This window comes from Hymenobacter algoricola (assembly GCF_039539525.1).
Lineage (GTDB): Bacteria > Bacteroidota > Bacteroidia > Cytophagales > Hymenobacteraceae > Hymenobacter > Hymenobacter algoricola.
Window position 1 is genome coordinate 88,555 of the sequence record NZ_BAABDH010000113.1, and the last position, 12,819, is coordinate 101,373.

General features: G+C 66.8%; 6 protein-coding genes. 5 read left to right on the forward strand and 1 reads right to left on the reverse strand.

Annotated features, from left to right (window positions below; translation table 11 throughout):
* Positions 1-65: 65 nt before the first annotated feature.
* Positions 66-2,318 (reverse strand): catalase/peroxidase HPI, encoded by a 2,253-nt coding sequence (gene katG, locus ABD842_RS20460; protein ID WP_345117902.1) that lies wholly within the window; start codon positions 2,316-2,318, stop codon positions 66-68.
* A gap of 158 nt (positions 2,319-2,476) precedes the next feature.
* On the opposite strand from katG, the gene ABD842_RS20465 reads away from it, so the two are divergent.
* From ABD842_RS20465 to ABD842_RS20485, 5 genes are all read left to right on the forward strand, one after another.
* Entirely contained in the window at positions 2,477-2,806 is a 330-nt protein-coding gene (locus tag ABD842_RS20465; RefSeq protein ID WP_345117903.1) for a DUF6660 family protein, read from the forward strand.
* A gap of 138 nt (positions 2,807-2,944) precedes the next feature.
* On the forward strand, positions 2,945-7,384 hold the full coding sequence (locus tag ABD842_RS20470) for a CusA/CzcA family heavy metal efflux RND transporter (RefSeq protein ID WP_345117904.1): 4,440 nt from the start codon (positions 2,945-2,947) through the stop codon (positions 7,382-7,384).
* Positions 7,385-7,406: 22 nt separating this feature from the next.
* Positions 7,407-8,570: an efflux RND transporter periplasmic adaptor subunit gene (locus ABD842_RS20475; RefSeq protein WP_345117905.1), complete on the forward strand. Its 1,164-nt coding sequence runs from the start codon at positions 7,407-7,409 to the stop codon at positions 8,568-8,570.
* Between the two features lie 187 nt (positions 8,571-8,757).
* On the forward strand, positions 8,758-11,478 hold the full coding sequence (locus ABD842_RS20480) for an ATP-binding protein (RefSeq protein WP_345117906.1): 2,721 nt from the start codon (positions 8,758-8,760) through the stop codon (positions 11,476-11,478).
* Positions 11,479-11,796: 318 nt separating this feature from the next.
* Complete coding sequence (locus ABD842_RS20485; protein ID WP_345117907.1) at positions 11,797-12,813, forward strand: NAD(P)/FAD-dependent oxidoreductase; 1,017 nt, start codon at positions 11,797-11,799, stop codon at positions 12,811-12,813.
* The last annotated feature ends 6 nt before the right edge of the window (positions 12,814-12,819 follow it).

Here is a 12,819-nt window from a genome sequence, read left to right on the forward strand (position 1 = left end):
ACAAGACCACCTTTTTTTATTCTCTCCTGCTGCCGGCATTTACAGCCTGCCAGGCTGGGCTGTGGTTAGGCTCGGTCGAAACGGCCGAGATTCATCATCTTGCTCCACACCGCCACGAAGTCCTGCACGAACTTGTCCTGGGCGTCGGAGCAGCCGTACACCTCGGCCAGGGCCCTCAGCTCGGAGTTGGAGCCGAAAATCAGATCCACGCGGGTGCCGGTCCACTTTACCTCACCGGTCTTACGGTCGCGGCCCTGGAAGGCGTTTTGCGCGTCGGTCGTTCCTTTCCAGGTGGTGCCCATAGCGAGCAGGTTCACGAAGTAGTCGTTGGTCAAGGCACCCGGACGGTCGGTGAAGACGCCGTGCTGCGAGTGGTCGAAGTTGATGTTGATGGCCCGCAGGCCGCCAAACAACACCGTCAGCTCGGGCGCGGTCAGCGTCAGCAGCTGGGCTTTGTCAATCAGCATCTCCTCGGCCGCCGCCTGGTGGTGGGACTTCAGGTAGTTGCGGAAGCCGTCGGCGGCCGGCTCCATGGCCGCAAACGACAGCACGTCGGTTTGCGCCTGGGAAGCATCGGCGCGGCCGGCAATGAACGGAACCGTCACCTGATGCCCGGCCTGGTGCGCCGCCTGCTCCACGCCGACGCCGCCCGCCAGCGCAATCAGGTCGGCTATCGAAACCTGCTTGCCGGCAGTCTGGGCGCCGTTGAACTCCCGCTGAATGCCTTCCAGCTTCTGGAGGACCTGCGCCAGCTGCGCCGGGTTATTTACTTCCCAGTTGCGCTGTGGGGCCAGGCGCAGGCGTCCCCCGTTGGTGCCGCCCCGCATATCGGAGCCGCGGTAGGTGGAGGCGGACGCCCAGGCCGTGGAAACCAGCTGGGATACCGACAGGCCGGCAGCCAGAATCTTTTCTTTCAGGGCCGCGACATCCTGCTCATCAACCAAGGCGTGGGTGACGGCCGGAATGGGGTCCTGCCAGAGCAACTCTTCCGTGGGCACTTCCGGGCCCAGGTACCGCTCTTTCGGACCCATGTCGCGGTGCGTGAGCTTGAACCAGGCCCGGGCGAAGGCATCGGCGAACTGGTCGGGGTTCTCGTGGAAGCGGCGGGAAATGACCTCATACGCCGGGTCTACCCGCAGGGCAATGTCGGTGGTGAGCATGAAGGGCGCGTGCTTCTTGGCCGGGTCGTGGGCATCGGGAATGGTGCCGGCGCCGCCGCCGTTCACCGGCCGCCACTGGTGCGCCCCGCCGGGGCCCTTGGTCAGCTCCCACTCGAAGCCGAAGAGGTTGTCGAAGTAGTCGTTGCTCCACTGGGCGGGCGTACGGGTCCAGGCGCCTTCGAGGCCGCTGGTGATGGTGTCGCCGCCGTGGCCCTGGCCGAAGCTGTTGCGCCAGCCCAGGCCCAGCTCTTCCATGCTGGCGCCGGCGGGCTCCTTGCCCACGTGCTCGCCGGGGTTGGCCGCCCCGTGGGTTTTGCCGAAGGTGTGGCCGCCGGCAATCAGCGCCACCGTCTCTTCGTCGTTCATGGCCATGCGGCCGAAGGTTTCGCGGATGTCGTGGGCGGAACGCACCGCGTCGGGCTCGCCGTTCGGGCCTTCCGGATTCACGTAGATCAGACCCATCTGCACGGCCGCCAGCGGGTTGTCGAGCTCCCGCTTGTCGGTGTAGCGCTTGTCGCCGAGCCACTCGGTTTCGGGGCCCCAGTAAATGTCCTGCTCGGGCTCCCACACGTCGTCGCGCCCGGCGCCGAAGCCGAAGGTTTTGAAGTTCATCGACTCCAGGGCGCAGTTGCCGGCCAGCACAATCAGGTCGGCCCAGGAAATCTTCTGGCCGTACTTCTGCTTGATGGGCCACAGCAGCAGGCGGGCCTTGTCCAGGTTGGCGTTGTCGGGCCAGCTGTTGAGGGGCGCAAAGCGCTGGGCGCCGGAGCCGCTGCCGCCGCGGCCGTCGCCGATGCGGTAGGTACCGGCGCTGTGCCAGGCCATGCGCACGAAAAACGGGCCGTAGTGGCCGTAGTCGGCCGGCCACCAGTCCTGCGAGTCCGTCATCAGCGCAAACAGGTCCTGCTTGACGGCATTCAGATCCAGCTTCTTGAACTCGTCGGCATAGTTGAAATCCTTACCCAGCGGATTGGACATCTCCGCGTGCTGGCGCAGAATACTCAGCTTCAGCAGGTTGGGCCACCATTCGCGGTTAGTCCGGCCACCGCCGGCGCTTTGCTTCAGCGCCCCCGTGCTAAACGGACATTGGGCGGCCGGCTCGTTCAGTTCGTAGAGAATTGAATTTTCCGGGGGGAGGTTATGCAGGTTGTTGTCCATCTTGAAATTGGTTTTTATTCCGTGCCATTACAATGCATATGTACCTGAAAAGTTTGTGCTTTCACTTAGGAGGCTGGGCGGGCCCTGGCTCCTCTCCCGCGCAACCCGGACTTGCTGCGGCCGGCACCAGCAACCGGCACAATCCGTACTTTTGCCCCATGCGCCTGTTAGCTCTGTTTTTTGCCTTCTACTTCGCCGGCCTCTCGTGCCTGAGCTGCGCGGACGAAGTAGCAGCGGGCCAAAACCAGCGGCAAACCACGGTGGCCGCCAGGCCCCCCTCCGACTGCCGCCCTGCCGGGCCGGGCGACTGGTGTTCCCCGCTGTGCCAATGCCACTGCTGCGGTGGCGCGGTGCTGGCGCAGGCGCCGCTGCCGGCCCTGGCGGCAGCTTGCGCTGTTGGGTGGGGTAGTGCCGGGCGGCCCGGCCAGCTGGTGGTCGCCGCCCCCACGCGGGCATTCGGGGCCGTGTGGCAGCCCCCGCGGGCCTAGTCTTTCTTTTTTTTCCTGCCGACTGCCCTGCACCGGTAGCTTGGGGCGCGGCGCGCCGGGGCGGCCGGGCAACAGGCACCCCGGCGCCCGGCGAGCAGGATCCTTCCGAAAGCATTAGACCTAACCCCCACCCAGCGGATGTTTGACCGGCTGATTTATTTCTCCATTCACCACAAGCTCATCATCGGGCTGCTGACGCTGGCCCTGGTGGCCTGGGGCAGCTACTCCCTCCGGCACTTACCCATCGACGCGGTGCCCGACATCACCACCAACCAGGTGGTCGTGTACACCGTGGCGCCTTCCCTGGCGGCCAGCGACATTGAGCGGCTGGTTTCGTTTCCCGTGGAGCAGAGCGTGGCTACCATTCCGGACCTGGAAGAAGTGCGCTCCTTTTCGCGCTTCGGGCTGTCGGTGGTTACCATCGTCTTCAAAGACAACGTGGATATCTACTGGGCCCGCCAGCAAATCAGTGAGCGGCTGCTGGCGGCGCAGGAGCAGATTCCGCCCGGCACCGGCCGCCCCACCATGGCCCCGGTAAGCACCGGCCTGGGCGAGATTTATCAGTACGTGCTGCGCCCGGCGCCCGGCTACGAGCAGCAGCACGACGTGCGGGAGCTGCGCACGCTGCAGGACTGGCTGGTGCGCCGGCAGCTGCTGGGCACACCCGGCGTGGCCGACGTGTCGTCCTTCGGCGGCTTGCTCAAGCAGTACGAAATTGCCCTCGACCCTGCCCGGCTACGCTCCCTGGGCGTGACCATGGACCAGGTTTACCAGGCCGTGGTGCGCAACAACGCCAACTCCGGCGGGGCCTACCTGGACGTAAATCCGCAGTCCTACTTTATCCGCACCGAGGGCCTGGCGGCCACACCCGAGGATCTGGGCAACATTGTCGTGCGTCAGACCGAAAGCGGCCAGCCCGTGCTGGTGCGCGACGTGGCCCAGGTGGGGCTGGGGGCGGCCGTGCGCTACGGGGCCATGACCCGCAACGGGCAGGGCGAGGTGGTCGGCGGCGTGGTGCTGATGCTCAAAGGCGCCAACGCCAACGAGGTGATTGCCGCGGTGAAAACGCGTATGGCCACGGTGCAAAAGACGCTGCCCCAGGGCGTGCTGGTGGATGTGTACCTGGACCGCTCCGAGCTGGTGGGCCGCGCCATCGGCACCGTGACCAAGAACCTGGCCGAAGGCGCCCTGATCGTCATTCTGGTACTGGTACTGTTTCTGGGCAACTGGCGGGCGGGGCTGGTCGTGGCTTCGGTGATTCCGCTGGCCATGCTGTTTGCCATCAGCCTGATGCGCCTGTTTGGGGTGTCGGGCAATCTGATGAGCCTCGGCGCCATCGACTTCGGGCTGGTCGTGGACGGGGCCGTGATTATCGTCGAAGCCATTGTGCACCGCCTGCACGGCGGGCCGCGGGCCGCCCCGGACCGCCTGAGCCAGACGCAGATGAACGAGGAAACCTACCAGGCGGCTTCCGGCATTCGCTCCTCGGCCGCATTCGGCGAAATCATCATCCTGATTGTGTACCTGCCGCTGCTGGCCCTGGTGGGCACCGAGGGCAAGATGTTCCGCCCCATGGCCCAGACCGTCGCCTTCGCCATTCTGGGCGCCTTCATCCTGAGTCTGACCTACGTGCCGATGATGTCGGCCCTGGCCCTGAGCCGCAACACCCAACCCCGGGAAAATTTCTCGGACCGGATGATGGCCTTTTTCACCCGGCGCTACGAGCCCATATTGCGGTGGGTGCTGCGGCAGAAGGTACTGGTGCTAAGCGCGGCCGTAGCCCTGCTCGTGGGGGCCGGGCTGCTGTTTCGCACGCTGGGTGGCGAGTTTATTCCCACGCTGGCCGAAGGCGACTTCGCGGTGGAGATGCGCACTTTGGTGGGCAGCTCGCTGGGCTACACCGCCGACAAAACCCAGCAGGCCGAGCGTATCCTGCTCCGACAGTTTCCGGAGGTAAAAGAAGTCGTGGGCAAGATCGGGTCGGCCGAGATTCCCACCGACCCCATGCCGGTGGATGCGGCCGATCTGATGGTGGTGCTCGAAAAAGACCAGGCCAAGTGGACCTCCGCCACCACCCAGGAAGAGCTGGCCGAGAAGATGACCAGGGCCGTGAGCGTGATTCCGGGCGTCACCTTCAGCTTCCAGCAGCCCATTCAGATGCGCTTCAACGAGCTGAGCAGCGGCGTCAAGCAGGACGTGGTGCTGAAGATATTCGGCGAAGACCTGCGGCAGCTCGGCCGCTACGCCCGGCGGGCCGCCGCCCTGGCCCGCCAGGTGCCCGGCGCCGTAGACGTGTACGCCGAGGAAGCCACGGGCCTGCCCCAGATTGTGGTGACGCTGGACCGCAACCGCCTGGCGCAGTTTGGCCTGAGCGTGGAGGAGGTAAACCGCACCGTGCAGACGGCCTATGCCGGCCAGACCGCCGGGCAGGTGTTTGAGCAGGAGCGCCGCTTCGACGTAGTGCTGCGCCTGCGCGCCGACCTGCGCCAGGACCTCAACTCGGTGAAGCAGCTCTTCATTGCCACGCCCCGCGGCGAGCAGGTTCCGCTGGAGCAGGTGGCCACCGTGGCACTGGTCGACGGGCCGAACCAGATTCAGCGCGACGACGCCCGGCGCCGCATCACGGTGGCCTTCAACGTGCGCGGCCGCGACGTGGCAGGCGTGGTGCAGGACCTGCAGGCCCGCATCGACCGGGACCTGCGGCTGGCGCCCGGCTACTTCGTGACCTACGGCGGGCAGTTCGAGAATCTGCGCCAGGCCACCGACCGGCTGCTGGTGGCGGTGCCCGTGGCCCTGGGCCTGATTTTCGTGCTGCTGTTCTTTACCTTCAGGTCGCTGAAGCAGTCGGTGCTGATTTTTACGGCCATTCCGCTGTCGGCCATCGGCGGGGTGCTGGCGCTGTGGCTGCGGGGCATGCCCTTCAGCATCTCGGCCGGGGTAGGCTTCATTGCCCTTTTCGGCGTGGCCGTGCTCAACGGCATCGTGCTTATCGGCTGCTTCAACCAGCTCAAGGCCGAAGGCGTCACCGATCTGGTGGAGCGCATCCGGCGCGGGGCCGAAGTGCGCCTGCGGCCGGTGCTGATGACGGCCACCGTGGCCTCGCTGGGCTTTCTGCCGATGGCGCTGGCCCAGAGCGCCGGCTCGGAAGTGCAGCGGCCCCTGGCTACAGTGGTCATTGGCGGCCTGATTACGGCTACGCTGCTCACCCTGCTGGTGCTGCCGGTGCTGTATGCCTTGTCGGAGCGAAAGGCCCCTAAACCAGCGTTTCCGGACCAAGCGCCCACCCTAGCCAACGCCCGTATCCTGCACCAGACGCGGGGTGGCTTGGTCCTGCTCCTGGGGTTGCTGCCGCTCAGCAGCTACGCCCAGCAGGCACCGCTTTCCGCGACGCAGGCCGTCACCCAGGCGCTGCAAACCAACGGCACGGTGCAGGCCGCCCAGGGCGCGCTCGAAGCCCAGCAGGCCGTCCGCCGCGGGGCCGTCGACGTGCTGGGGCGCACCACCGTTCAGGGCACCTACGGGCAGTTCAACTCCTACCGCAACGACAATCAGATCAGCCTCACCCAGCCCCTGAGCCTTCCGGGCGTGTACCGCAGCCAGGCCCGCCTGGCCGACGCCCAGGTAGCCACCCGCGAGCTGGAGCTCACGCAGGTGCAGGCCGAGCTGCGCCGGCAGGTGCGCCTGAGCTACGAGCAGGCCGTGTACGCCCGCCACCGCCTGCGCGTGCTGGGCGGGCAGGACAGCCTCTACGCCGAGTTTCTGCGGGCCGCCAACCTACGCTTCAAAACCGGCGAAGTGGCCCGCCTGGAACCCGCCACCGCCCTGGTGCAGCAGGGCGAAACCCAGGCCCGGCTGCACCAGGCCCGCACCGACTACGCCGTGGCCCGGCGCCAGCTGCAGGCCCTGCTGCAGCTGCCAGCTCCCGTCGCCGTGGCCGACAGCCTGCTGCGCCCCCTGGCCCTGGCCACCGCCCCACCGACCGCCGCCGTCGATACGGCGCGGCCAGCTCAGAACGCGCAGGCCCGGGTACTGCAGCAGCAGGTACTGGAGCGGCAGGCTGCTACCCGCGCCGAGCAGGCCCAGGGCCTGCCTGGCTTCGCGCTCGGCTACTTCAACCAAAGCCTTATTGGCCCGCAGACCGTGGGTGGGGTGGGCGGCCCGGAGCGCTACTACACGGGTGGCAACCGGTTTCAGGGCGTAACGGCGGGCGTTGCGCTGCCCCTCTACCGCAAGCCCCAGCAGGCCCGGGTGCAGGCCGCCCGCCTGCAGGAGCAGGTGGCCCAAACCCAGGCCCAGCGCTACCTCACTGAGCTGGCCGCCCGCGTCGACGAGCTGCAGGCCCACCGCCGGGAGCTGGTGGCGCGGGTGCAGTTCTACGAGCAGACCGGCCTGCCCCAGGCCGCCGTAATCACGCGCCTGAGCACCCGCGCCTTCAAAGCCGGCGAAATGGGCTTCTCCGAGTACCTGCTCCATCTCGACCGGGCGTTGCAGCTGCGCACGGCCCACCTCGACGCGCTGCTGGCCCACAATCAAACCATCATCGAACTGGACTATCTGCTCGGCACCGCCGCGCCGTAAGCCCTTCTTCTGCCCCTCCCGGATGCGTACTTCCCATCTTACTCTGGTGCTGCTGAGCCTGACTCTGGCCGGCTGTGACTCCCGACCTAAAGCCGCCGCCCCGGCCGAAACCACCGGCGAAGCCGCCGAGGCGGCGGAAGCCGACCCCGAGCTGGTGCTCCTGTCCGCGGCCGAGCAGCAGGCCGGCGGCCTCGGCACGGGCCGGCTAACCACGCGGCCCATGGGCACGGGCCTGGCCGTCACGGGCACGCTGGACGTGCCGCCGGAAAGCTCGGTGGCCATTACGGCCCCACTGGGCGGCTTCGTGGAAAACACGACGCTGCTGCAGGGCACCCGGGTCAGCAGGGGCCAGCCGCTGGCCGTCATCCGCAACCCGGAGTTTGTGCAGCTCCAGCAGGACTACCTCGAAACGAGCAGCCGCCTGGACTACGCCCGCACGGAGCTGGCCCGGCAGAAAGAACTGTATGAGCAGGAAGTAGCGCCCCAGAAAAACTACCAGCGGGCCCAGGCCGACTACAACGCCCTGCGCGTGCAAACCAGCGCCCAGGTGGCCCGGCTGCGGCTGGCCGGCCTGCCCGTGGGGGGGCGCCTCGTGAGCACGGCCACCCTGCGCGCGCCCCGGGCCGGCTTTGTCAAGACCGTGAACGTGACCGTGGGCCAGAGCGTAACGGCGACGGAAACACTGTTTGAACTCGTGGACCCCGAGCACCTGCACGTGGAGCTCACCGTCTTCGAAAAAGACGTTGCCAGGCTTCGCAAGGGGCAGCTTATCCGTTTCACCCTGCCCGGCGACTCGGCCGGCGGGGGCCCCGAGCGCACGGCCCGCGTGTACCTGATTGCCCAGGCCATCGGTGCCGACCGCACGGTGCGCGTGCACGGGCACCTGGACCAGGAAAACGACCGGGCCCTGCTGCCGGGCCTGTACGTGCGGGCCACCATCGAAACCGGCCGCACCGACGTGTCGGCCCTGCCCGACGCGGCCCTGGTACGCTTTCAGGAGCAGACCTACGGCTTCGTGGTCGAAGCCCCGGGCCGCTACCACCTGGTGGCCCTGCCCACCGGCCGCAGCGAAGACGGCTTTACCGAAGTGCTGCTGCCCCCGGACCTGCCCGCTACTACCCTGTTCGTGACCGAGGGAGCCTACTCGCTGCTGGCCAAGCTGAAAAACGCCGCGCAGGAGGAGTAAGCCATAGTCGGGCAGGGGCCGGAAAACCGCGGGACGGCCGCCGCTGGCCACTGACCGGGCTGGCTACGAGGCACTTTTTGAAGCTGGCAGGATTGGCCGGAGCAGCCGGCTGGGGAAGTAATTGTGATTTATATGTTTGTTATTGCCCGCACCGGCTGGGCGTGCCGGCTTTATCCTTTGCTCCGTTATGTCTGCTTCCCCCTCCCCGTCTTTTGCCCCTGCCCTGCCGCTTACGCTGGAGGCCGCCCACCAGGAAATTCAGGCGCTGAGAGCGGCGCAGGAGCAAGCCGGGCCCGCCCCGGCCGGGGACGCCGCCAGCCAGACCTACCTGGCGGTGCTGCTGGGCTCGCTGCACGAGGGGTTCCTGCTGCTGGATGCCGCCAACTGCGTGGCGCTGGTCAACGAGTCCTTCGGCCAGCTGCTCGGCCTGCCGGAGTCCGCTATTGCGGTCGGCATGCCGAGCCCCGAGCTGGTGGCGCTGGTGGCTTCCTGCCTGACCGACCCGGCCCCGCTGCATACCACCATTGCCGCGCTGCGGCAAACGGCCCCGCTGGCGCCCGCGTACGGCATTCCGCTCTTTACCCACCGGGGCCTCATTCTGGAGCTTGATTTCATTCCCTGGCAGGATGAGGCGGGGCAGGAGTTCAAGCTGCTGCACTGCTGCGACGTGACGGAGCGGCACCGCACGGCGGCCCAGCTGCTCACCTTGTCGCGCTTTCCGGAGCAGAACCCCAACCCGGTGCTGCGCTACGGCCGGCAGCGCCAGCGCCTGTACGGCAACCCGGCGGCCAACCGCCTCGCCGCCGAGCTGCCGGAAGCGGAGCGCCTGCGCCTGCGCGAGCTGGTCCACAGCTGGTCGGCCCAGGCCCTGGCCAGCACCGAAACGGGCCGCTACGAGCTGCAGGTGCTGAACCGCTACTTCAACACCTGCCTGGTGCCCAACGTCGCCGAGGACTACGTGAGCATCTACATGGTGGAAGTCACGGACCTGAAGCAGATCCAGCAGGTGCTGACCGACCGCGAGAAGCGCTACCGCGACCTGCAGCACTACACCCAGGCCCTGATTTGCACCCACACCCTGGACGGCACGGTGCTGAGCCTGAACCCGGCGCTGGTGAACCTGCTGGGGTATTCGGAGCAGGAGCTGGTGGGCCGCTACATGGCCGCGGTGATGCCCCTGGACGAGCAGCAGCCCTTTAAAGGCTACCTGGAGCGCATTGCCCGCGAAGGCGAGGTGCAGGGCGTGCAGCGCATTCAGCCCCAGGGCTCCGACGCAATCCACTATTTCCTCTACCACAGCGTGCTGGTGCGCGAAACCGGGCAGACGCCCTACGTGATTGTGCACTCCCACGAGATTTCGGAGCGCGTGGAGGGCGAGCGGGCCCTGCGCCAGGCCAAGCGCGAAGCGGAGGATGCCGCTCGCGCCCGCACCAACTTTCTGGCCAACATGAGCCACGAAATCCGCACGCCGCTGAACGGGGTGCTGGGCATGGCCGCGCGCCTGACCAAAACGGCGCTGAACCCCCAGCAGCACGAGCTGGTGGGCATCATCCGCTCGTCGGGGCAGCACCTGCTCACGGTTATCAACGACGTGCTCGACATTGCCAAAATCACCTCGGGCAAGCTGGAGCTGAACCTGGAATCGTTTAACCTCTGCGACTCCATGGCCCAGGCTGTGCAGCCGCTGGCGCTGCAGGCCGCCGAAAAGGGCCTGATCTTCGAGGGCACGCCCCTGCGCGACAGCTGCCCCTACCCCTGGGTGCAGGGCGACGCGCACCGTCTCAACCAGATTCTGATCAATCTGGTCAGCAACGCCATCAAGTTTACGCCCGCCGGGGGCCGGGTGCGGGTGGTGGGCGAAATGCTGAGCGAAACCGCCGACACGCTCACCGTGGAGTTCCGCGTGACGGACAGCGGCATCGGTATTGCCCCGGAAAAGCTGGACCATATCTTCGAGAACTTCACCCAGGCCTACACCGACACGGCCCGCAGCTTCGGCGGCACGGGCCTGGGTCTGAGCATCAGCAAGGCTCTGGTAGAGCACATGGGCGGCACGCTTTCGGTGCGGAGCCAGCAGCACCAGGGCAGCACGTTCGCCTTCTGCCTGACGCTGCCCCGCACCAGCGCCCCGGCTACTGCCCTGGCCGCCGCGGAGTACGACACCGGCGCCCTGCACGGCCGGCAGATGCTGCTGGTGGAAGACAACGAAATAAACCGCGTGGTGGCCCGCATGCTGCTCGAGGAATGGGGCATTGCCCTGGATGAAGCCGAAGACGGCCCGGCGGCGCTGCGCTGCCTCGAGCTGAAGTACTACGACCTGGTGCTGATGGACATTCAGCTGCCCGGCATGAACGGCGTGGACGTGACGGCCGCCATCCGGCAGCACCCGGATCCGCGCCGGGCGGCCGTGCCCATTGTAGCCCTCACCGCCAACGCCTTTTTAGCCGATGCCGAGCAGTACCTGGCGGCCGGCATGAACGACTGCGTAGCCAAGCCCTTCGACGAAACCATCCTGTTTGCCAAGCTCCGGCGGCTGCTCACGCCCGCGGCCCCGCTCTACGACCTGGTCCAGCTGCGCGCGTTGTCCCGCGGCAAGCAGGCTTTCGTGCACACCATCGTCCGCTCGTTTCTCACCAACATCCCGGTGACGCTGACCGAGCTGCAGGCCGCCGCCGCCGCCGCACACTGGCCCGAAGTAGCCCGGCTGGTGCATCATATGAAGCCCAACCTGGTGGCCTTCGGGGTTAGCCAGGCCGAGCCGCTGGTGGCCGAGCTGGAGCAGCTGGCGGGCGCCGGCACCGCCCCGGGGGCGGCCCCGCGGGCGCAGGCTGTGGTAGCCGAGCTGGCCCACCTGATGCAGCAGGTGCTGCTGGCTTTGCCCCAGGAGCTGGAAACTACGGCCCTGTAAGCGGCGCCGGAAGTCGGAAGTCGGCCGGAGGCCCGGCCTGAACCCGGCTTTTGGCCCGGCCTGCTGCTTCGGCCCGCGGAAGCAGCCGCGGCGGCGTTTCACCTGGCCGCTTACTGCAGTGGAAAGGACGAAACGGCGCCAGAACGTACCCGGCTTGTGTGTATCTTTGCCGGCCGCCGGGCGTTTTCCGGCGTCAACCTCTGCCCGGCCGGGCGGCGGGCCTGCTCCTGGGCAGCTAATCTGGCCGGGTCAGCCAACGTTTCGGGTGGGTTGGCTGTTATCCATCCGTCTGAGGCTGCTCATTTTTTTGTTTTCTGCATGTCCAATTCGATTTCCACTGATATCTGCATTATCGGCGCCGGGCCGGTAGGTTTGTTCGCCGTGTTTGAGGCTGGTTTGCTGAAGTTGCGCTGCCACGTAGTGGACGCGCTGCCCCAGGTGGGCGGTCAGCTTTCCGAGATTTATCCGAAGAAGCCGATTTACGATATTCCCGGCTTCCCCGACGTGCTGGCCGGCGACCTGGTCCGCAACCTGATGCGGCAGATTGAGCCGTTTCACCCCACGTTCACGCTGGGCGAGCGGGTCGAGCATTTCAAAAAGCTGGCGGATGGCACCTTCTCGCTGACGACGGCCGACGGCACCGAGATTCTGTGCAAGGCCATTGCCATTGCCGGCGGCCTGGGCTCGTTCGAGCCCCGCAAGCCCGCCATCGAAAGCCTGGAAACCTACGAGGCCGGCAAGGGCGTGTACTACATGGTGCGCGACCCCGAAACCTTCCGCGACCAGCGCCTGGTTATTGCCGGCGGCGGCGACTCGGCCCTGGACTGGACCATTTTCCTGGCCGATGTGGCCAAGGAAGTCACCCTGGTACACCGCGGCACCACCTTCCGCGGGGCCGCCGACTCGGCCGAGAAAGTCAAAAACCTGCACGACGCCGGCAGAGTACGCCTCGTGCTGAGCAGCAACGTCACTCACGTGCACGGCCCCGAGGCGCTGGAGTCGGTGACCATCACCGCCAACGGCGGGGAAACGGAAAACCTGCCGGTCGACTCGTTTATCCCGCTGTTCGGCCTCACGCCCAAGCTGGGCCCCATCGGCGAGTGGGGCCTGGAGCTCGAAGACGACGCGGTGAAAGTCAACACGCTGGACTACTCCACCTCCGAGCCCGGTATCTTCGCCATCGGCGACATCAACACGTATCCGGGCAAGCTCAAGCTGATTCTGTGCGGCTTCCACGAGGCCGCCCTCATGGCCCAGGGCGCCTACAAGCACATCTTCCCCGACAAAAAGTACGTGCTGAAATACACCACGGTCAACGGGGTACCCACTCTCTAGTTTTTG

What these genes read in the sequence shown, in the direction of transcription:
- ABD842_RS20475 (WP_345117905.1), top strand. Translation starts at nt 7,407, where the DNA reads ATGCGTACTTCCCATCTTACTCTGGTGCTGCTGAGCCTGACTCTGGCC.
- ABD842_RS20480 (WP_345117906.1), top strand. Translation starts at nt 8,758, where the DNA reads ATGTCTGCTTCCCCCTCCCCGTCTTTTGCCCCTGCCCTGCCGCTTACG.
- ABD842_RS20465 (WP_345117903.1), top strand. Translation starts at nt 2,477, where the DNA reads ATGCGCCTGTTAGCTCTGTTTTTTGCCTTCTACTTCGCCGGCCTCTCG.
- katG (WP_345117902.1), bottom strand. Translation starts at nt 2,318, where the DNA reads ATGGACAACAACCTGCATAACCTCCCCCCGGAAAATTCAATTCTCTAC.
- ABD842_RS20485 (WP_345117907.1), top strand. Translation starts at nt 11,797, where the DNA reads ATGTCCAATTCGATTTCCACTGATATCTGCATTATCGGCGCCGGGCCG.
- ABD842_RS20470 (WP_345117904.1), top strand. Translation starts at nt 2,945, where the DNA reads ATGTTTGACCGGCTGATTTATTTCTCCATTCACCACAAGCTCATCATC.